20 protein-coding genes and 1 pseudogene are annotated in these 20,155 nt (G+C 70.9%); 6 read left to right on the forward strand and 15 right to left on the reverse strand.

The window, feature by feature from the left end; genetic code table 11:
- Positions 1 to 21: 21 nt before the first annotated feature.
- Both ACIBI5_RS46190 and ACIBI5_RS46195 read right to left on the reverse strand, forming a co-directional pair.
- Positions 22 to 717, reverse strand: coding sequence for an IclR family transcriptional regulator (locus ACIBI5_RS46190; RefSeq protein WP_397256927.1), 696 nt, complete (start codon positions 715 to 717; stop codon positions 22 to 24).
- A gap of 38 nt (positions 718 to 755) precedes the next feature.
- Positions 756 to 1,931 carry an erythromycin esterase family protein gene (locus ACIBI5_RS46195; RefSeq protein WP_397256929.1) on the reverse strand — a complete coding sequence of 392 codons (1,176 nt, stop codon included), beginning with the start codon at positions 1,929 to 1,931 and terminating at the stop codon, positions 756 to 758.
- Positions 1,932 to 2,009: 78 nt separating this feature from the next.
- On the opposite strand from ACIBI5_RS46195, the gene ACIBI5_RS46200 reads away from it, so the two are divergent.
- Positions 2,010 to 2,699 (forward strand): TioE family transcriptional regulator, encoded by a 690-nt coding sequence (locus ACIBI5_RS46200; protein ID WP_397256931.1) that lies wholly within the window; start codon positions 2,010 to 2,012, stop codon positions 2,697 to 2,699.
- Here the strand turns inward: ACIBI5_RS46200 and ACIBI5_RS46205 are convergent.
- From ACIBI5_RS46205 to ACIBI5_RS46230, 6 genes are all read right to left on the reverse strand, one after another.
- On the reverse strand, positions 2,678 to 3,331 hold the full coding sequence (locus ACIBI5_RS46205) for a hypothetical protein (RefSeq protein ID WP_397256933.1): 654 nt from the start codon (positions 3,329 to 3,331) through the stop codon (positions 2,678 to 2,680). The genes ACIBI5_RS46200 and ACIBI5_RS46205 overlap by 22 nt on opposite strands.
- 20 nt (positions 3,332 to 3,351) lie before the next feature.
- A complete protein-coding gene (locus ACIBI5_RS46210; RefSeq protein ID WP_397256935.1) occupies positions 3,352 to 3,999 on the reverse strand; it encodes an HD domain-containing protein in 648 nt (215 codons plus the stop codon).
- A complete protein-coding gene (locus ACIBI5_RS46215; protein WP_397257051.1) occupies positions 3,986 to 4,252 on the reverse strand; it encodes a hypothetical protein in 267 nt (88 codons plus the stop codon). The genes ACIBI5_RS46210 and ACIBI5_RS46215 overlap by 14 nt, the downstream gene beginning before the upstream one ends.
- Positions 4,253 to 4,257: 5 nt before the next feature.
- Positions 4,258 to 4,704 carry a hypothetical protein gene (locus tag ACIBI5_RS46220; protein ID WP_397257053.1) on the reverse strand — a complete coding sequence of 149 codons (447 nt, stop codon included), beginning with the start codon at positions 4,702 to 4,704 and terminating at the stop codon, positions 4,258 to 4,260.
- Positions 4,705 to 4,839: 135 nt separating this feature from the next.
- Positions 4,840 to 5,310 carry a MarR family winged helix-turn-helix transcriptional regulator gene (locus ACIBI5_RS46225; protein ID WP_397256937.1) on the reverse strand — a complete coding sequence of 157 codons (471 nt, stop codon included), beginning with the start codon at positions 5,308 to 5,310 and terminating at the stop codon, positions 4,840 to 4,842.
- Positions 5,311 to 5,332: 22 nt separating this feature from the next.
- Positions 5,333 to 6,544: an acyl-CoA dehydrogenase family protein gene (locus ACIBI5_RS46230; RefSeq protein ID WP_397256939.1), complete on the reverse strand. Its 1,212-nt coding sequence runs from the start codon at positions 6,542 to 6,544 to the stop codon at positions 5,333 to 5,335.
- Positions 6,545 to 6,773: 229 nt separating this feature from the next.
- On the opposite strand from ACIBI5_RS46230, the gene ACIBI5_RS46235 reads away from it, so the two are divergent.
- Complete coding sequence (locus tag ACIBI5_RS46235) at positions 6,774 to 7,904, forward strand: MCE family protein (protein WP_397256941.1); 1,131 nt, start codon at positions 6,774 to 6,776, stop codon at positions 7,902 to 7,904.
- Here ACIBI5_RS46235 and ACIBI5_RS46240 read toward each other — a convergent pair.
- A complete protein-coding gene (locus ACIBI5_RS46240; protein WP_397256943.1) occupies positions 7,901 to 8,341 on the reverse strand; it encodes a DoxX family protein in 441 nt (146 codons plus the stop codon). The genes ACIBI5_RS46235 and ACIBI5_RS46240 overlap by 4 nt on opposite strands.
- Before the next feature lie 189 nt (positions 8,342 to 8,530).
- Entirely contained in the window at positions 8,531 to 9,736 is a 1,206-nt protein-coding gene (locus ACIBI5_RS46245; RefSeq protein ID WP_397256945.1) for an MFS transporter, read from the reverse strand.
- 69 nt (positions 9,737 to 9,805) lie between these two features.
- Here ACIBI5_RS46245 and ACIBI5_RS46250 point away from each other — a divergent pair, with 69 nt between their 5' ends.
- Positions 9,806 to 10,399, forward strand: a complete 594-nt coding sequence (locus ACIBI5_RS46250) for a TetR/AcrR family transcriptional regulator (RefSeq protein WP_397256947.1) — start codon at positions 9,806 to 9,808, stop codon at positions 10,397 to 10,399.
- On the opposite strand, the gene ACIBI5_RS46255 is transcribed toward ACIBI5_RS46250, so the two are convergent.
- The 3 genes from ACIBI5_RS46255 to ACIBI5_RS46265 form a co-directional block, all read right to left on the reverse strand.
- On the reverse strand, positions 10,387 to 11,322 hold the full coding sequence (locus ACIBI5_RS46255; protein WP_397256949.1) for a glucosyl-3-phosphoglycerate synthase: 936 nt from the start codon (positions 11,320 to 11,322) through the stop codon (positions 10,387 to 10,389). The two genes, ACIBI5_RS46250 and ACIBI5_RS46255, sit on opposite strands and share 13 nt — an antisense overlap.
- Before the next feature lie 81 nt (positions 11,323 to 11,403).
- Positions 11,404 to 11,814, reverse strand: coding sequence for a hypothetical protein (locus ACIBI5_RS46260; protein WP_397256951.1), 411 nt, complete (start codon positions 11,812 to 11,814; stop codon positions 11,404 to 11,406).
- A gap of 64 nt (positions 11,815 to 11,878) precedes the next feature.
- Positions 11,879 to 13,348 carry a helix-turn-helix domain-containing protein gene (locus tag ACIBI5_RS46265; RefSeq protein ID WP_397256953.1) on the reverse strand — a complete coding sequence of 490 codons (1,470 nt, stop codon included), beginning with the start codon at positions 13,346 to 13,348 and terminating at the stop codon, positions 11,879 to 11,881.
- 238 nt (positions 13,349 to 13,586) lie between these two features.
- On the opposite strand from ACIBI5_RS46265, the gene aceA reads away from it, so the two are divergent.
- Positions 13,587 to 14,876 carry an isocitrate lyase gene (gene aceA / locus ACIBI5_RS46270; protein ID WP_397256955.1) on the forward strand — a complete coding sequence of 430 codons (1,290 nt, stop codon included), beginning with the start codon at positions 13,587 to 13,589 and terminating at the stop codon, positions 14,874 to 14,876.
- Positions 14,877 to 15,375: 499 nt separating this feature from the next.
- Entirely contained in the window at positions 15,376 to 15,753 is a 378-nt protein-coding gene (locus ACIBI5_RS46275) for a response regulator transcription factor (protein WP_397256957.1), read from the forward strand.
- 586 nt (positions 15,754 to 16,339) lie between these two features.
- Here ACIBI5_RS46275 and ACIBI5_RS46280 read toward each other — a convergent pair.
- Both ACIBI5_RS46280 and ACIBI5_RS46285 read right to left on the reverse strand, forming a co-directional pair.
- Positions 16,340 to 18,133 (reverse strand): alpha/beta fold hydrolase, encoded by a 1,794-nt coding sequence (locus ACIBI5_RS46280; RefSeq protein WP_397256959.1) that lies wholly within the window; start codon positions 18,131 to 18,133, stop codon positions 16,340 to 16,342.
- 114 nt (positions 18,134 to 18,247) lie between these two features.
- A pseudogene (locus tag ACIBI5_RS46285) lies at positions 18,248 to 19,291 on the reverse strand (IS5 family transposase).
- Between the two features lie 474 nt (positions 19,292 to 19,765).
- Here ACIBI5_RS46285 and ACIBI5_RS46290 point away from each other — a divergent pair.
- On the forward strand, positions 19,766 to 19,990 hold the full coding sequence (locus ACIBI5_RS46290; protein ID WP_397256961.1) for a hypothetical protein: 225 nt from the start codon (positions 19,766 to 19,768) through the stop codon (positions 19,988 to 19,990).
- Positions 19,991 to 20,155 lie beyond the last annotated feature (165 nt).

Here is a 20,155-nt window from a genome sequence, read left to right on the forward strand (position 1 = left end):
ATGGGGTCGGGGGCCGATGTTTCAACGGGCCAGATCGCGGGTGATGGCGCGGGCGGCGTCGCGCACGTAGGAGACGTAGCGCATGTCCAGCGCGCCGTCCCTGGTCAGACGCTCAACGGCGCCGCGGATGCCGATGGCGCCCACGACGACGCCGCTGGGATCCTTGATGGGCGCGGCGACGGAGACCTCGCCCTCCTCCAGCTCCTCCAGGTCGGCGGCCCAGCCCTGGGATCTGACCAGGTCGAGCCCGTTCTCGTCGGACTCCTCGTAGGGGTCGTGGGCCAGCAGGACCTTGCCGAGCGCGGTGGTGCGGGCCGGCAGGTACGCGCCCACCTGCAGGACCTGCATGCTGTCGTCCGGCCGGAAGACGTGGTGGATCACCAGGACCTGGCCCTCGTGCAGGGTGCCGATCCACACGCTCTCCCTGCTGCGCCCGGCCAGGCCGTCGGCCCAGTTGAGCGAGCGGCCGCGCAGCTCGTTGACGTCGAGGTAGCTGCTGCCCAGGTGGAGCAGGGTGGCGCCGAGCCGGTACTTGCCGGTGGCGGCGTCCTGCTCGACGAAGCCGACGTGCACGAGGGTGCGCAGGATGCCGTGGAGCGTGCCCTTGGGCAGGGCCGTGGCCCTGGCCAGCTCGGCCACGCCCAGCTGACGCGGCCCCGCGGCCAGGAGCCTGAGGATGGCCGCGGCCCGCTCGACCGACTGGATCGTCTCTCCCACGGTGCCGACGATAGCGCCTGTTCGGGATTGTCGAACAGCTAGCCCGCATTCTTGATGAAGACGATCCCCTCGGCATCGTGGTACGGCTCCAGCGGAATGTAGCGGTAGTCGGTGCTGATCCGGGGCACCGGCTTCACGCCCGTCGCCGCCAGCGCCCTGGCGTCCACGACCAGGCGGTCCCCGGGCACCGCGGACAGGATGCCTTCGAGCGTGTCCGGCCCCGGCGGCTCCATACCCGGCCAGTGACCGGCTCCGGTGGCGAGGAAGGCGTAGCCGTCGCCCAGCCGCGCCTGCGTCATGGCCCCCGCGCTCCACCACTCCACCGGCGTCTCACCCAGCCGCATGGTGCTCATCTCGCGTTGCAGGTGCCGGTTGTGGGCGTAGACGAGCGTCGGGCCGCGGCGGGCCTCGTACTCGGCGATCGCCAGCAGGTTGTCGGCCATCATGGCGTCGCGCAGCCCCGTCAGCCGCGGCAGCCGGTCGGGGGTGTCGTCGGCCACCGCCGCGTGGTAGCGCAGCAGGCCGGTCGCCGTCCTGCCGTACAGGCGGGCCCGCCACCAGTCCCGCCCGGACGCCCGGGCCAGCCGGGGAGCCTCGGCGTCGAGGTAGCCGGTCAGGTCGCCGGCGAGCAGGCGCAGCCGTACCGCGTCGTCGGAGCGCCCGATCGAGCGCGCGGGATCCATCGTCGCGTCCAGGTTGTCCCAGCGCTCGTCCGCGCCGAACAGCCCGGCGAAATCCGCGATGTCCCACGGCAGCCGCAGGTGGGCGGCCAGCGCCGCGTGCAGCCGCAGGAGCGCGTCGCGGGGACTGGCCGCGCCGCTCAGCTCCATCGGCGCGTCGAACCCGTGGAAGCGCAGCCGATCGTCCTCGCCGCGGCCGCGGTTGTACTCCCGCATCCAGGCCACGAGCTCCCGCCCAGCGGCCGACCCGCCGAGCCCGTGGCTGAACCCCTCGCGCATGACCTCGTCCAGGTCGCCGTCGCCGCCCGCCACGTAGTCGTCGACGACCAGCCCCTTCAGGCAGTCGCTCTCGACCGTGATCGAGCGGTACCCGGCGTGCTCGACCAGATACCGGAAGAGCTCGTTGCGCAGCCGGGGGAAGACCTCGACGCCGTGCGTGGGCTCCCCCAGGCCCAGCAGCCGCGTGCGCGCCCCGGCCAGCTTCAGCACCGCCGCGCCCAGGTCCCGCGCGTCCGCCCATGTGACGTCATCCATGCTTCAACGGTATCGTTGAACTTTCTGGTGAAACTCCGGAGATTTCATCCGGTACGGCGAGGCCGTAACCTTCAACTCATGAGGCAGCTCCGCCCGATCGACCTGGCCCGCGAGCACGGCATTTCCTCGCAGGCCGTACGCAATTATGAAGAGGCGGGAATCCTGCCGCGGGCCGCGCGCACGCCGAGCGGGTACCGGGCCTATACCCCGCTGCACGCGCAGGCACTGCGCGCCTTCGTCGCCCTGACCCCCGCGCACGGGCACCACACGGCCACCGCGGTCCTTCGCGCGATCAACGAGGACGCGCTGGAGGAGGCCCTGCGGCTCATCGACGAGAGCCACGCCCAGCTCCTGGAGGACCGCCGCACGCTGACCGCGGTCGAGAACGCGCTGCGCGACCTGGCCCCCACCCCGGCCGAGCACGGCGTGACCCACATCGGCCCGCTGGCCCGCAGGCTGGGCGTGCGCCCCGCCACGCTCCGCAAATGGGAACAAGCCGGCATCCTGCGTCCCGGCCGCGACCCCCGCACCGGCTACCGCGTCTACGCCTCCGCCGACGTGCGCGACGCGCAGTTCGCCCACCAGCTCAGACGCGGCGGCTACCTGCTGGAGCAGATCGCCCCCCTGCTCACCCAGGTCCGCGCGGCGGGCGGCATCGCGCCGCTGGAGGCCGCGCTGTCGGGCTGGCGCGAGCGGCTGTCGGCCCGGGGCCTGGCCATGCTCAGCGGCGCCGCCGCCCTGGACGCCTACCTGTCCGCCCGCGGCTGAGCCTCCTCGATCCAGCCGCGGTCGATGCCGGGGTTGTCGTCGTGCACGACGAACTCACGCTCGGACTCCAGTACGGCGAAGCCGTCGGCGCCCAGCGCCCGTACCAGCGCGTCGAGCCGGTGTCCCGCCACGGACAGGCCGACGCCCCGGCACCGCTGGGTCACGTACCGCTCGGCGGAGCCGTCCGGGCGTACCCGCCGGGCGTTGCGCGACAGGTGCGCGGAGTGCCGCTGCGCGATCTCGGCCAGCTGCTCCGTGCGCGCGGGGTCGATCACCGTGACGTGGTGCTCGAAGTAGCAGCCGTCGAGTTTCGCGGCCGCGGCGGCGGTCCAGGGCACGTCCCGGTTCCACGGCGCCGCCTCGATCTTCACCCTGACCACGCGGAACCCCGCCTCCCGCAGCCCCGCCGCGCACGTCGCCGCGGCGGCCCGCTGCTCGGGCAGGGTGCCGCGTCCGGCGAGCGTCAGCGTCGGCTGGCAGGTGACGGCGCCGCGCGCCAGCACGACGTGGGTCAGGGTGGCCTGGTTGCCCGCCGCCCAGGCGTCCAGCCGTTCCACGTCGTCACCTGGCGCAACGGTCAGATGGATGTCGAATACCCCCGCGAAGTCCACGAAGGCCATGATCCACCACATCGCGGGTTTCTCCGCTTTTCTTATGAAACCCCGTCGTAGTCACCCCACCCGGCCATCTCGCGCCACGTGGGCCAGGTCTGGCCGGTGGCCTGCCGTACCAGCTCACCGGGAAGGCTGAACGGCGGCGCCTTGCGCGGGTCGGCGAGCGCCTGGGCGAGGATCTCGTCGTGCAACGCGGCGGCGGCGCGCAGCCGCGGCAGCACCGCGTGGACGCGCTCGGCGTAACCGGCGGGCAGCGGGGGCCCGTCCCCGCCGATGTCGTACCCGGCGCCGGCGGTCACCAGCGCGATCTCGGGGCGCTTGCGAAGGGCGATCGCGGGGCTGAGGTGCAGGGCGACGGCGTCCCAGACGACCTCGGCCCTGTCGCGCGGCAGGCCGCGCTCGACGAGCCAGTTCGCGGCCAGGTCAGCGCCGTCGATCTCGAAACTCCGCCGCCCGTTGCCCGGCTCGCTGAGCCCCACGTCGTGCAGCACGCAGGCCAGGAAGAACAGCTCGTCGTCGTAGTCGCGGCCCGGCAGCACGCCCTGCGTCTCGCCGGTGAAGCGGCCGTACAGATAGGTGCGCATGCTGTGGTTGAAGATCGGCGGGCTCTCGATGGCGCGGGCGTGGCGCGCGGCCTCGATCGCGAGGGCGGTCCTGGGGAACGGCAGGCCGTCATACGTTTCCATGCCGGATCCCTTCCGCACGCAGGTTGCGCAGGGCGAGCAGGCCGCCGATGCCGGGGACGAAGGCGCGCCACATGGTCCCTCGCAGGCCCGTGGACGGGGCGAGGGAGGCGGCGGCGATGACGGCCACGTAGGAGATGCCGTGCAGCGGGCCGCCGAACGTCGTGATGACCTTGGCGTGCACCGTGAACAGGTTCGTGAGCAGGACCGCCAGCGAGAGCAGTTCGGCGGCCGAGGCGATCCGCAGGAGGCGCATCCGGCTCACGCCGCCTGCCCGGAGCCGGGCCGTACGATCATCAGGACCACCACGATCGCCCAGGTCAGGTTGTAGACGCCGGCGAACATCGACAGCTGCCGCAGCCGCGCCGGGTCGCCTTCGCCCTGGTCGGCGAGGGCGTCGCGCTGGCGGGGGTAGATCTGGGTGATGAGCAGCAGGGCCGCGGCGGCGGTCAGGAGCATCGACACGATGATCCAGATCTCGCCCATCCGGCCCTGGATCCCGGCCAGGATCATCCCGGCGAGCGGGACCACGAGGCCGAAGGCGGCGTACCCGCGGGTGACGCGGTGCAGCGCCACGGCCACCGACCGGCTGCGGCCCTCCCCTGCCGGGGCGGGCGCGTAGCGGGGGAACAGGCTCGTCGCCACGGCCGAGCCGCCGACGAACACGATGGCGGCCAGCACATGCACCGACAGCAGGACATGTTCCAGCATGTCTTCTTCTCCAACCTTCAGGGTGGCTGAAGCTTAGGGCACACTTCAGTCGCCCTGAAGGTTGGGGTGCTCCACCGGAAGACGCTCGCCATCAACGCAGGCCGGACACCTCGGCGCGGAACGTCGGGCGGCTCAGCGCGGGTCGGGGGCTTGAGCGGGGAAGCCGGGCGCCGCGGCCAGGAAGGCGGCGAGGACGGCCTGGCCGACGCCGCGCTGGACCGGGTCGGCGTCCGGCCCGAACAGGCGCTCGTCCGCCTCGGCCACCGCCTTCCTGGCCGCCCGCAGCAGGTTCACACCGTCCGGCGTCACCTCGATCGCGGAGGCCGAGCCCGCGCGCGCCGTGTGGTCCCGCACCAGCCCCGCCGCCTCCAGCGACTTCACCGCCGCGTGCACACTCTGCACGGTGACCCCCTGCATACGCGCCAGATCACTGAACGACGCCCCGGGCACACCCGCGATGTGCCCGAGCAGCCCCAGCCTCCTGACCGTCAGATCGAGCGGCGCCAGAGCGGCCGTCAGCTCATTCTCAACCCGCCGCGCCAGGGTCAGCACGATGATGGAGGCGCTGGTCACGGGCGGGCCCAGGCGGTCGTCGTCACTCACCCCGCCAGTTTCCCACCGGCTCTCACCGCACCGGCAACCCCGTGACGGCGCGGCCGATGATCAGGCGCTGGATCTCGGACGTGCCCTCGAAGATGGTGTAGATCTTGGCGTCGCGGTGGAAGCGCTCCACCGGGTGGTCGCGGGTGTACCCCGCCCCGCCCAGGATCTGGATGGCCTGCTCGGTCACCCACACCGCCGTCTCGCCCGCCACCAGCTTCGACATCGACCCCTCCGCCTGCTCGAACTGCCGCCCGTTGCGCGCCATCCACGCCGCCCGCCAGGTGAGCAACCTGGCCATGTCCACCCGGGTCGCCATATCGGCGAGGAGGAAGGCGATCGCCTGGTTCTCGCCGATCTTGCGGCCGAACTGCTCGCGTTCCGTGGCGTAGTCGCGGGCGTACTCGTAACCGGCGCGGGCGATGCCCACCGCCATCGCGGCCACGGACGGGCGGGTGGTCTCGAAGGTGCGCATCGCGGCCTGTTCGCCCGAGCGTTCACCGTTGCGGACGCGGGCCAGGCGGGACTCCAGCCTCTCCTGCCCGCCGAGCAGGCAGGCGGCGGGGACGCGTACCCGGTCGAGGACCACCTCGGCGGTGTGCGAGGCGCGGATGCCGTGTTTCCTGAACTTCTGGCCCATGGACAGGCCGGGCGTTCCCGGCGGGATGACGAACGAGGCCTGGCCGCGGGTCCCGAGCGCCGGGTCCACGGAGGCGACGACGACGTGGACGTGGGCGATGCCGCCGTTGGTGGCCCAGGTTTTGACGCCGTTCAGGATCCAGTCGCCGGAAGGGTCTCGTTCGGCGCGGGTGCGGATGGCGCCGACGTCGGAGCCGGCGTCGGGCTCCGAGGCGCAGAAGGCGCCCAGCTTGACGTCGTTCTCGGTGCCGAACATCTGGGGCAGCCACTCCCCCATCTGCTCGGGCGTGCCGTTCGAGGAGAGCGCGGCGGCGGCCAGCCCGGTCCCGACGATCGACAGGCCGATCCCGGCGTCACCCCAGAAGATCTCCTCGAACGCGACCGGCAGCGCCAGCCCGCTCTCCTCGAACCATTGGGTGGCGAAGAAGTCCAGCGAGTACAGCCCGATCTTGGCGGCTTCCTGGATGACGGGCCAGGGGGTTTCCTCGCGTTCGTCCCATTCGGCGCCGGCGGGGCGGATGACGTCGCGGGCGAAGGTCCGCACCCATTCACGCACTTCGCGCACATCACCACTGAGCTCCGGACAAAAGCCGCTCATCTCGCTGCTCCCTGAGATTTCCTGGTACGGCGTAGCCGCATGGATGCCGAAAGCCCGCATGTCCGGAACAGGCATGCGCACCCGCCCGCGGATCCCCCAGGCCGAAAAGTTACCGCCGGTAACACCCTACCGGCCGGTAGTCAGCGCCGCCAGGCCGGAAAGCCCCCGCGAATGTCAGTCACCCTCGGTAGCCTTTCGCTCACCATCCCACCCCCGTCGAAAGCCCCCCATGAACCGCTGGCTCGCCGCCCTCCTGGCCGCCCTCCTGGGCGCGGCCGCCTTCCTGCTGCTCCAGCCCGCGTCCACCGTGCGGGCGAGCGTGCACTTCGAGCGGGTCGTGGGCCTGTATCCCGGTTCCGACGTGCGGGTCCTGGGCGTGAAGGTGGGCGAGGTGACGGCCGTGACGCCGGTCGGCGACCGGGTGCGGGTGGATCTGGCCTACGACGCCGGCCGCAAGGTGCCCGCGGACGCGCAGGCCGTCATCGTGTCCAGGTCGGTGGTGGCCGATCGGTATGTCCAGTTGGCTCCGCCGTACACGGGAGGTGCGGTTCTGCGGGACGGCGCGACCCTCGCCGCGGGACGGACGCCCGTCGAGATCGACGAGGCGCTGCGCAGCTTCAACACGCTGACCAGGGCCCTCGGCCCCGACGGCGCGAACGCCGACGGCTCGCTGTCGCGGCTGCTGAAGGTCTCCGCCGACACCTTCGGCGGCCAGGGCGCGACGGTCGGGGCGAGCGTGCGCAGCCTGTCCGACGCCGCCGCGGCGCTGGCGGGCAATCGCGATGAGTTTTCCCGGACCATCCGCAACCTCGCCCTGATCACCGGCACGATGGCCGAGGACGACGCGCGAATCCGCGCGTTCATGCGCGACCTGGCCACGGCCTCGGGCCAGCTCAACGCCGAACGTGACGAACTACGCGCCGTCTTCAAAGGCCTGTCCCGCACGCTCATCCAGGTCGCCGGCTTCGTCGACGACAACCGCGCCGAGATCACCGCGAACACCCGCGACCTCGCCCACCTCACCAAGCTTCTGGTACGGCAGCGCGCCTCGATCGAGACGTTCCTCCAGACCGCCCCGCTGGCCGTGAACAATGCCGGTAACGCCTACGACCCGCGCTCGGGGACGTTCCGCGCCCGCATCGACCTCAACGGCCAGAGCGACGACCTGGCGATGTGGTTGTGCTCACTGGCGTACTCGATGGGCACGCCTCCGGCCCAGTGCGAACCCCTCCTGAAGCCCCTGAACCCCCTCGGCAAAGCCCTCGGCCACGCCGGCCTGGACGCCTCCGCCCTGTTACCGGACGCCCGCGTCGAGCGCCCGGACGTCACCGTGGGCGGCCTGCTCCCCCGCCGGCGTTAGGCCGCGGGGGCGCTCGGTCCGGCGTTCGTGGCGGTACGGCCCCGCTGCCACAGGCTGTCGAGGGCGAGCGCGCCGCCACCGGTGAAGCCGACGGCCAGGGCGCCGGCGGCCAAGGCCAGGACGAACTCGAAGCCGCCCTTGTCGATGAAGAAACCATTGGCGAAGTGCACGAACACCGCGGCGCCGAGCATGTCCAGCGCGAGGAGAACGCTCACTATCGGCAGTCCGGCGCCGAGGATCAGCGCGGCGCCGCCCAGGACCTCCACGACGGCGACCACGGGCGCGGCCAGTCCTGGCAGAGGTATGCGTATCTGTTCGAAGAAGGCGATGGTGCCGCCTATGCCGCCGGTGAACTTGACCAACCCGTGGACGAGGAAGATCGCACCTATGGCTATGCGGGCGAGCAAGAGAACGATGGGACGGACCTGGTCGACCATGACTCCTCCTTCCCTCCTCTCTTGACAGTAGTTGTCCAATCACAAGCGCACAATGTTGGGGCCCTCGGACGTGGACCTTCCCGGGGGCCGGGCCGCGGGGATCGCCTTGCCCACCGGCCACAGAGGAGCGCCGGCCGGAGGCGGGCCTCCAGAGCGCTGCAGGGCCGGGGCGGGGGTGTGGCGGAGGGGTCAGGGGGAGTGGGTGGTGCGGCGGGTCGAGGCCAGCACGGCCAGGGCGGCGAGGGTCATGGTGGCGGCCACGCCGTACAGGAGCGGGGTGAAGGAAGGGAAGGCGGCGGCCATCTGGGGGCCGATGGCGCTGCCGGCCGCCAGCGAGAAGGAGAACAGGGCCAGGGCGCTGCCGCGGGCGGGGCCGGCGGTGGCGGAGATGGCCTCGTTCAGGCCGGGCAGGGCGCCGGCTATGGCGGCCACGTACAGGGCCAGGAGGAGGGCGAGCCAGGTGGAGGAGGGGGTTGTGGCGGCCACCGCGGTAACCGATAGGGCGGCTATCACCAGGAAGGCGGCGGCTCGGGCCGGAGCGGGCATGCGGCTCAGCCAGGGCATGAGGATCGGGATCAAGATGATCGCGGGCAGGCCGGCGGCGCGCAGGGCGAGGAGTTCGGAGGGGGAGGTGGTGACGCCGTAGAGCTGGAGGGCGGTGTAGACGGCGACGAAGCCGATCATGAGGACGAGGGTGGCCAGGTAGCGCGGGAGCAGGGTGCGGTGGAGCAGGAGGCCGGGCAGCGCCCGGTAGGCGCCCAGGATGGAGGCCGCGGCGGGGCGCGGGGCGTCGGGGAGCATGATGGCGCGGATGACCGGCATGGACAGAGCCAGTCCGGCGGCGGAGACGAGGAACGGGGCGCGCCAGCCGGTCAGGGGGACGAGGAGCTGGGCGCCGACCTGCAGGAGTACGGCGGAGACCAGGAAGGCGGCGGTCACCGCGGAGATCGCGATGGCCCGGCGCCTCGGGTCCACGCGTTCGGCCAGGTAGGCCAGGGCCGCCGGGGGGAAGGTGGCCACGGCTATGCCCTGGACGAGGCGCAGGACCATGGCCGCCTCCGGGGTGGGGCTCAGGGTGACGGCGGCGGTGGCCAGGGCGGCGATCGGCAGGCCGTACAGGAGGAGCCTGCGGCGGCCGAGGCGGTCGGACAGCGGGCCGAACAGCAGGAACCCGATGCCGTAGCCGATGGCGAAGGCGGTCACCAGCCAGGCCAGGGACGCGGTGGTGGTCGTCCAGGCGGTGGCCATGTCGTGGAGCAGGGGGATGACGATGTAGAGCTGGCCACTGACCAGGATGGCGGCGAGGGTGAAGGCGGTCACGGTGGGAGCGAAGGGGGCGTAACGCCGGGGTGCGGGCTCGGCCGCCGCCTCCGGTGGGATGCCGAGGAGAGTCATGGGATCGGACCGTAGCCAACCAACTAGTTGGATGTCAACCAACCAGTTGGATGCTGTAAGATGCCGGGCATGGCACCCAACGTCTCGACCGCCGCCACCCGGGCCGCCCTGATGGACGCGGCGCGGGAGGAGTTCGCCGCGTACGGCATCGCGGGGGCGCGCGTCGATCGCATCGCCGAGCGGGCCGGGGTCAACAAAGAGCGGATCTACGGGCATTTCGGGAACAAGGAGAAGCTCTTCGACGCCGTCATCACCGAGGCGCTGGACGAGCTGACCACCCAGATCGCCCTGCCCGGCGCCGACCCGGCCGCGTACGTCGACCGGTTGTCGGCCTACTACGCCGAACACCCCCAGCTGGTACGGCTGCTGATGTGGGAGGCGCTCAACTACCGGGGCCAGGAGCTGCTGGCCGGCCAGGAGGTCAGGGTCGAGCGGTGCGCGCGCAAGAACGCCTCCCTGGCCGAGGGCCTCGGCCAGGCGCCCTCCACCGGCACGGCCAGGACGATGTTCCTGCTCACGGGGCTGGCGCTGCTGCCGTCCATGCTGCCGCAGCTGGCCCGGATCATGCTGGGCGAGGAGGCCTCCGCGCACAAGGACATGCGCGAGCACGTGGCCGCGTTCGTCGCCGCCGCCCTCCCCGGAGCCGGGACTCAGGGGCGGTAGCCGTCCACGGTGAGGATGGGCGGGCGTTCGGAGATGGTGACGTCGCGGTCGGCGGTGTGATGGCCGGTGCGGGTGCGGCGGAACTGGGTCAGGCGGGTCGACGGCTCGTGCGCCGCCTGGATCTTGGCCTCGCGCTCCAGCCGAGACCAGGCGGCGAGCATGATCTGGGAGGCCATCGCGCCCAGCGCCTCCGTCGACTGGTGGGAGTGCTCGCGGGCGCCGAGGTCGACCTGGGCGAGCGCGTCCAGACCGGCCAGCGACAGCAGGTCGATCAGCAGGCCCAGCTCCACGCCGTACCCGGTGATGAAGGGCACGCGCTCCAGCGCGCTGCGGCGCCCCGCGTACTCCCCGGCCAGCGGCTGCATGAACCCGGCCAACTCCGGCCAATGCAGGTTCAGCAGGGGGCGGGCGACGAGCTCGGTGACGCGCCCGCCGCCGGTCGGCGCGCCGCGCAGGGGGCGGTCGTAGCAGCCCTTCACGTACGCGAGGCCGGGGTCGGCGAGCAGCGGCCCGAGCAGCCCGGCGACCAGGGACGACTGGAAGTTGCGGATGTCGGAGTCCACGAACGCGACGAGGTCGCCGGAGGTCACCGCCAGCGACTTCCACAGCGCCTCGCCCTTGCCGTCCAGCGGCTTGAGCGCGGGCAGAATCTCATCCTGCGCGTGTACGGCGGCGCCCGCCCGCGCGGCCACCACGGCGGTGTCGTCGGTGGATCGCGAGTCGATCACCACCACCTCGTCCACCAGATCGGGCAGTTCCCGCAGCAGCACGCCGACGATCTCCCCGACGGTCTCACGCTCGTCGCGGGCCGGCAGGACGACGCTGATGGACGTGCCGCCCTTCGCCTCGATCAGGCGCCCCAGGGGCCAGTCGGACGCGGAGAAGGTACGGCGACGCCACCAGGACTCCACCTCAGGCAGCACGCGACCCCTCCCCCGTCGACCACACGCCTACCAGCTTAAGGCGCACGATTTCCGGCGTAGCCCCCCAGGGCGGCAGGGTCGCTAGACGTCGCACCCCACGGTGTTGGCCGGCACCCACTGGACCTTGATCGGATCGAGGGGGAAATCGAACCGGGTGATTCCGGCCGACACGTTGCCGGGCTCGGCGACATGGATACAGATCGTCTGCTCGCGCGGCTCACCGTTCCAGGTGTACCGGATCGTCAGGTTCACGTGGTCGAAGCCGCCCATGGTCCCGTTGTTGAAGACCGCCCGGGTCGCGCTGTAGGTGCCGGAGCCCTCCCAGTTCCCCGTCTGTCCCGTCGAGATCTTCCTGGTCAGCCCCGAGTCCTCGTAGAAGCAGATGTCCCCGACGGCGCAGCCGTACTTGGGCCCTCCGGCGTCGGCGGCGGCGGGCGAGGAGGACAGGAGGCCGGCGGCGACCATGAGCCCGGCAAGAGCGACACGCTTCACGAAACACTCCATTCACGGCGAAAGAGAACGGCGTGACGGTATCGGGGAGCGTTATCGATCGGCTTTACGGCGCGGCGTGCCGTTCCAGGAAGGTGAAGACGTCGGCCTCGTCCACGCCCGGGAACGAACCGGGCGGCAGCGCGGCCAGCACGTGGGAGTTGGCCCGCGCCGACGGCCAGGCGTAGCCCTCCCAGCGTTCGGCCAGCTCGGCGGGCGGGCGGCGGCAGCAATCGCCGTTCGGGCAGTTGGACTTGGTGCGGCTGGTCGTCTCCCGTCCGCGGAACCAGCGCGACTCCCGGTACGGCACGCCGAGCGTGATGGCGAAGTCCCGCTCCCGCGAGGGGTCCACGTGCGCGACGCAGAAGAAGGTCCCGGTCGGCGAGTCGGAGTACTGGTAGAAGACCGAGAAGCGGTCCGGCGACAGGAACACCTGCCGTCCCGACCACTGCTGGCACATGCGCTGCCCCTCGATGGCGCCCTGCTCGTCGGCGGGGAAGACGATGCCGTCGTTCTCGTAGGCCTTGTAGATGATGCCGCCGGCGTCGTTGCGGACGAAGTGGCAGACCAGGTCGAGGTGGTGGGTGGCCAGGTTGGTGAAGCGGTGGGCGGCCATCTCGTAGGAGACGGCGAACACGTCGCGCAGGTCCTCCACCGACAGGGCCCGGTCCTGTTTGGCCTCGAGCAGGAACGGCGCCGCCGCGCGCTCGGGGACCAGGACGGCGGCGGCGAAGTAGTTGGCCTCGGTGCGCTGGCGCAGGAAGTCGGCGAAGTCGCGCGGCTTGTCGTGGCCCAGCGCGAGGTGGCCCAGGGTCTGCAGCAGGATCGTGCGCGGGCTGTGCATGCCGAGCTGCTCGTGCTTGACGTAGATGCGGCGGTTGCGGAGGTCGGTGATGGAGCGTACCGATCGGGGCAGGTCCTGGGCGGTGTGAACCGTGTAGCCGAGATGGGTGACGAGGGCCTGGATGAGCGACTGTGACAGGGCGCCGGTGCGGTACCCGACGGCCGACAGCGCCTCGGCCGCCGACTTCTCGATCTCCGGAAAGTAGTTGCCCAGCTCCCGCTGGCGGCGCCGGAGCTCGGCGTTGGCGGCCCTGGCCTCCTCCGGTGTCGCGGTGCCCCTCGCCTGGCGGGCGCGCAGCTCGCCGTACAGGCCGAGGAGGTGTTCGAGCACGTCGTTGGGTACGCGCGCGGAGACCTTCAGCCGCGGCAGGCCGAGACCGGCGTAGATGGGGTCGCGCTGCGCCTCCTCCAGCTGGATCTCCAGCTGGGCGCGCCGGTTGGGGGCCTGGCGGCGCAGCAGCTCCTCGACGGGTACGCCGAGCGCGGTGGCCAGGGATTTGAGCAGCGACAGCTTGGGCTCGCGCTTGCCGTTCTCCAGCAGGGAGAGCTGGCTGGGGGCCCGGCTGACGCGCTCGCCGAGGTCGGAGAGCGTGAGGCCGCGTTGTTTGCGCAGGTGACGGAGCCGCTGCCCGAAAGCGAGGAGATCGAGCTCCTGAGTCAAAGACAGCGGTTCTTCGCGCACCAGCGAGGCCATGGGCTGAGCTTAGACAGAAAAACGCCGGTTCTTCTAGGGGTTGCGGCAGCAGATCCCAGCGCCTCGCGATTGGTCTAGGCCAAAGGAAAACTTCGCGAACTTTTCTGCATCGAATACGCCTCAGTATTTTCTATAGCAGAAATCTGAGCCTTCTTCGCTGAGAAAAACCTCTATGGAAGCGGTACGGCGGGGCACAGACTCAGCAGCAAGCACCCAGGGGACGACATAAGGAGCGAACATGAACGATCGCCTCAAGGGAGCGGCTGAGGAGCTGCGGCAGGACTGGGAGAACAACCCCCGCTGGGCGGGCGTCGAGCGCACCTACAGCGCCGACGACGTGGTCCGGCTGCGCGGGTCGGTCCAGGAGGAGCACACGCTGGCGCGGCTCGGCGCCGAGCGGCTGTGGAACCTGCTGCACTCCGAGGACTACGTCCACGCCCTCGGCGCGCTGACCGGCAACCAGGCCGTCCAGCAGGTGAAGGCCGGGCTGCAGGCGATCTACCTGTCCGGCTGGCAGGTCGCCGCCGACGCCAACCTGGGCGGACAGACCTACCCCGACCAGTCGTTGTACCCGGCCAACTCCGTGCCCGCCGTCGTGCGCCGCATCAACAACGCGCTGCTGCGCGCCGACCAGATCACCTGGTCGGAGGGCATCGAGGCCCCCCACTGGCTGGCGCCGATCGTGGCCGACGCCGAGGCCGGCTTCGGCGGCGTGCTCAACGCCTTCGAGCTGATGAAGGGCATGATCGCCGCCGGCGCCGCGGGCGTGCACTGGGAGGACCAGCTCGCCTCCGAGAAGAAGTGCGGCCACCTGGGCGGCAAGGTGCTCATCCCCACCGGGCAGCACATCAAGACGCTCAACGCCGCGCGCCTGGCCGCCGACGTGGCCGGCGTCCCGTCCCTGATCATCGCGCGGACCGACGCACAGGCCGCGACGCTCCTGACCAGCGACGTGGACCCCCGCGACCAGCGGTTCACCACCGGGGACCGTACCGCGGAGGGCTTCTACCGGGTGCGCAACGGCGTGCAGGCCTGCATCGCCCGCGGCCTGGCCTACGCGCCCCACTCCGACCTGCTCTGGATGGAGACCGGCACGCCCGACCTCGACGTCGCCCGCGAGTTCGCCGAGGCGGTCAAGGCCGAGTACCCGGACCAGATGCTCGCCTACAACTGCTCGCCGTCCTTCAACTGGAAGAAGCACCTCGACGACTCCACGATCGCCAAGTTCCAGCGCGAACTCGGGCACATGGGGTACAAGTTCCAGTTCATCACGCTGGCCGGCTTCCACTCGCTGAACTACTCGATGTACAACCTGGCCCAGGGTTACGCGGCCGACGGCATGACGGCGTACGTCGAACTGCAGGAGGCCGAGTTCGCCGCCGAGACCCGCGGCTACACCGCCACCCGCCACCAGCGCGAGGTCGGCACCGGCTACTTCGACCTGGTCAGCACCGCGATCGCGCCCGACTCCTCCACGACCGCCCTGAAGGGCTCCACCGAAGAGGAGCAGTTCGCCGCCGCCCACTAGAGTCGGACATCATCCACCAATTCGGACACAGAACCGACGAGATGCTCACCTACCCTTGGTCACGACTCAAGTATCCATTGGCATCCGAATGTAGCGCTCAGTAGGGCTTCTCATGGGTTCTTCATGGGGTTCCATGTCGCCACACGAGGTCTGGATCATGGGTGGCCCATGAGTCATGGGCGACCCATGGCAGCGGCTTCTTGATGGGTTGTGCGCGGGGACCGACCCTTCGAAGCCCAAGAGAAGTCCTCTCCCCGAACACGAAGGCCCGGCCCTCTTCCACGTCGAGGGCCGGGCCTTCGTCTAACTCGCCTCTGTTCGGGAACCATGTGTCACATCGACGCGGGGCGCCCCTGCGAACGACAACACCCGGCAGGATGGCAGAGCAGCGCACCACCGCAACCCAACCGGCGCGGGCCGCGAGCATGGCGTAGGTCAGGCGCGCCCGGTGGCGCTGGGTGCGTAGCCATCGCGCGAGCTGGTCGAGTTGGGGTGCACGGTGCGATCGGCGACTCGGGTCAGGGCCAGCGGCTACGTCCTGAAGTCGGTCGCCGACCGCGACCTCATCGAGGCCCGCCGGGCGGCGACGCGCGGCGAGCCCTTCCTCTATCCGGGCGCGGTCACCGCCCTGATCCGCGACAATCTGCACCGCCACGAGCACGGCGATCCCCTGCCCGACAGCCTGCTGACCGCCCGCGAGAAGGAGATCGTCAAGCTCATCGCCGAGGGTCACTCCACCAAGGCCATCGCCGACACCCTGGTCATCAGTCCCAAGACCGTGGATCGCCACCGCACGAACATCCTGGCCAAGCTCGGCCTCAACGACCGCCTCGACCTGACCCATTACGCCATCCGGGCCGGCCTGGTCGAGCCCTGACCCCCCGACGTCCAGGTGGTGGCGACCGGCCGCGGCGACCGTTCCCACTTCGTGATCGTCGCCGGGCACCTTTTCGGTACCGTGGAGCCGCACCTGTCCGCCGACGGCCGCCGCTCCGGCTGGGATGCCCGCCACGGCGGCGGCAGCCATCGATGCGTTCCGGCACCAGTTGCACCTGGTAGCGGCCCGGCGCCAGCCGCTGCGCGGACCGTGCACCCCGCACCAGGCTTTCCTCAGCTACCACGGCGGCGTATCTGCCCCACGAGCGCGGATCGGCGTGACAGTTCACACTCACGTGGAAGGGCAGCGACGCGCTCATCGACACGCGGCTCCACCTGATACAGCGCCGACGCAGGCGGCCCATGGTGCTCGGCCACCCTCGCGTCGTCAGCTTGGCAGGCGCCAACTGCAGATGCTCCCAGCTCGGGCGGCGGCGCCGGGCTCGCCTGACGCGTTCGCGAACTTCGGGCGCGCGCAGCGCCAGCAGCGCCCAGGAGGCGAACCGTAGGCGTCCTTGTCGAGGCAGGGCTGGTACTCCTCGGGTCCATCAGGCACAGCCGGTAGGCGAGCCGCGCAGTTCGGCGAATCAACTGAAATATCCGAAGGAGGCGCCGTCGAACGTCCCGGCCACCTTGGGGTCGGTTGTGAACGGGTTCCAGGCCAAGGTCACCTCATGGGTGCGTCCGCCGGTCTCGGCCCGCAGGGTGGCGGTGGCGCTGCTGTGCGATGTGAGGGCTATCGTACCGGTGACCTGGACGTCCTCGACGTACCTGAGCTGGGTGAGCGTGATGTCCGCACCCAACGTGAGCTGTCCGCCGCGCAGGCCCGGGTGGTTCGGCGTGGAGGGCGGGAAGATGTTGGGGTTGCGGCGGGCGGTGGCGTCGGCGGCGGTGGCGAGGACGGCGGCGAGGACCCGCTGTTGCGTGGTGGTGAGCGTGGGCGCGCGGTGGGGCGCCACGTCGGCCAGGCGCCGCGGGAAGCGGCCCACGGCCCGGTAGTTCTCGGCGGTACAACCCTGGTCGGTTACGCGCTTGGTGGCCAGGAAGGCGCGCAACGTCTCGCGGGCGCAGTGGCTGGCGGCTCCGGGCCCGCTTGGGGGGATCGTCAGCGCGTGGTCGCCGAACGGCACCGTCAGGACGCTCACGTTCGGGAAGGCGCGCAGTGATCGGGCCACAGCGCCGGGTCCGCCGTTGAAGTCGAGTTCTCCCGCCATCGCCAGGACGGGGATGGACGGCGGCGTCTGTCCGGGCGGGCGGACAGGGCTGTGCCGTGGCGTCGGCCAGTCGATGCACGGCTCCGCGGTGTCGAACCCGGGGTAGATGTCGGTGACCTCGTACGGCGCCAGGGGGCGTTCCCGCTGGTAGTAGCGCTCGGCTTGGGCACGACGCCCGGGGCCTGGCGTGTGCCGGTCGAACGGGAAGGCGCCGTCGCCGCAGCGGAAGGCCAGGTATCCGGCGAAGTCCGGATCGGGCCTGGTCGGCAGCCCGGTCGGCAGGTCCCGCGCCAGGCGATACAGCGGGGCGGTGTCGCCACGTAGATAGGCGTCCGCCGCCGCGGTCGCCTCCCTGCCGTACAGCGGACGCTCCACATTCCGCAGGATGTACGTCTGGAACACCGACACGGCGGGATCCGGATGGCGGCGCAGCCGTTCCACCAGCCGGGTCCAGATGCCGGACGCCTTCCCGGGAAGGGCGGCGCACTCCTTGGAGCGGTCGCACACGGTGTCGAGGTGCGTCATCTGCGAGTGGGTGAAGTACTCCCAGCTCGCGTATCCGGTCGGCTCGACGACGACGGTGCTGTCCAGGAAGATCGCGTCGAGGCTACGCGGGTGGTGGGCCGCGTAGGCTTGGGCGAACACCGTGCCGTAGGAGTTGCCGTAGTAGCTCACCCGGCCCAGACCGAGCGCCCGCCGGACCGCCTCAAGGTCGTGAGACGCCTGGTCAGCGGTGTAGTACGCGGCCTTCGGCCCGATCTTCTTCGCGCAGGGCGCGATCGTCTCCGGCTTGTCGAGGGCGGCGCCCTCGCACACCAGCCGCGAGGATTCGCCGATCCCTCTCGGGTCCATGAGCAGCAGGTTCTTGCTCTTCAGCACCGGTCCGAGCGAGTCCTGGATTCCGTCGAGCGTCGAGATGACCGGTCCCGGACCACCCGGGTTGGCCACGATGGTGCCGTCGGCGGTGTTCTTGGCCGGGATGAAGGCGAAGGCGACCGAGATGCGTTGGGACGCGGGATCGTCCCAGTCGAGAGGCACCTGCACGCTGCCGTCGCAGCGTGTGGTCGCGCCCGCGCACTCGTGCGTGCCCGGTTGGGCGGACGCAGGCGCGGGCGCGCCGGGGAGCAGGGTGGTCAGCAGCGTGAGTGCCACGACATTGGTGATCATGCACTAGCCTCCGGCGTGTCGGTGACCGGGAGGAACCCGGTCATTCCTGGGTACCGCGGGCACCGAACGCCAGAAGGATCATGCAGAGATCGCATGGAAAGACCGCCAGAATGGTCAGGTCGTTCTAGGAGCTGTTCGGAGTTCGGAACATGTGGTTGAGAAGAGGAGCTTCAACCACATGACCGATCCTCGAAGGTGGAGCCCGGCTTCGTAGCTTTCAGGTGTCTTGTCATAGCGAGTAGCCAGGCCGCGCCAGGTCTTGATCTTCTGAAAGCAGCGTTCAACGGTGTTGCGCTGCCGATAGCGCTCCGGATCGAAGCCGACCGGCCGTCCCCTTCCTCTTGCGATTGGCCTGCTGATCGGCCTTCTCCGGGATCACCGCGACGATCCGGCGGCGGCGCGGATAACCCCGGTTGGCCTTGCAGGAGTAAGCCTTGTCCGCAGCCACCGCGCGGGGGCGAGTACGCGGGCGACCGACCGGACCGCACACGCGGATCTTGTCCAGCACGGTGATGAACTCCCGGCAGCCGGCCGCCTGTCCCGGCGTGAGCACGAAGGCCAGTGGCAACCCGGCCGCATCGACCGCCACATGGACTTTGCTGCTCAACCCGCCTCGGGATCGACCAAGCCCGGCCGCCTTCGCCCGGGCCTTGCGGCGCCGCCGGGTGCTTGCACGATCTTGGCCCGGCGATGCGTCCGCGAGGTGCGCGCCGGGTGTGGCCTGCGGCGCATCACCCGCAACACCGGCGGCTGCTCCGCAAGCGGAGTCCCCTTTTCCTCGGTCAACGCCTGCTCCAGCGCATCCAAGGTCTCCCCAGCGACCGCCAGCCCAGCCGATTCCCGATGCGCCCGCACGATCGTGGAGTCCACACTGACCAACTCCAGCCCGACCTGCCCGCGCGCTGCCGCCTCGGCGATCAGCGCGTCCATCAGCGCCTGAAACACCCCCGCCCCGGCCCACCCGCGAAACCGGGAATAGAGCGTGGACCAGGGCCCATAGCGTTCCGGGACATCACGCCAGCCCGATCCCGTACGAAACCGCCACAAGATCCCGTTGAACTCATCACGCACCCGCCGTGGCAGCGGCCCGGTAGCCGCCACCGGCAGATACTGCTCGATCAACGCCCATTCAGCATCGGTCACATCGAAACGCGCCACTGCCGAGTTCTATCAGCCACGGCCAGTCCACCGCCGAACTCTCCAAGATCCGAACCCCGAACAGCTCCTAGGATCAGGCCATGCCTGAGCAAGACCCTGAGCCGCAACCGGTCAAGATCCCGCCAGATGGAGCCGGTCGCCTGCATCGGCTACGCCTGGACGACGACGGCGAGCGCGAGGGTCTGGTCAGCTGGATCGAGGACGTCCGCGAGGGGTTCACCGGCGGGCTGAAGGAACGGCAGGAGCGGATGCCGCTGCTGGGCCTGGCCCCGATCGACGGCGTCGACGACACCCGCCTGCCCTGGGACGAACCGGCCACCACCACGCCGCCGGTGGCCGTGGACGATGGCGGCCGCCGGCTGCCCGATGCGTGGCCACCGGAGGTGCCCGCGCCCGGCGCCGACGGATGGCCGGACAAGGCGATCAGCTGGCTGCTGGAGGCGATTGCCACCGGGCTACCGTGTCCACCGCGCCGTGCTCGCCTCCCATCCCCTGCAGCCGGCCCGCTCCGCGTACGAGCACACCGTCCGCGCCCGCGACGCCGTACAGGACAGCTGTCGCGGCGCCGCCGTCGACCTGCGCGACCAGCTGCCGCCCGAGGCCATCGCCGCCGTGCTGGACGTGCACCGCGCCGAGCTCGCCCGCCTGGCCGCGCTGCAGCAGGCGATCGAGCATGTCGGCCGGCCCCTGCCGTCCTGAACCGTCGGCGTAGCTCGCGGCGCGAGGCCGCCGGCCGGGGCCACGGCTCGGGCGTGGCCCCGGCCGTAAGCTTGTTCTTTATCGTCCGGATTGTTGTAGGGCTGCGAGGGTGCGGCCGCGTTTGACGGTCTTGCCCACGTCGTAGCGGGGTGCGGGTCGGCGGCT

It is taken from the genome of Nonomuraea sp. NPDC050540 (assembly GCF_044457485.1).
Classification (GTDB): domain Bacteria; phylum Actinomycetota; class Actinomycetes; order Streptosporangiales; family Streptosporangiaceae; genus Nonomuraea.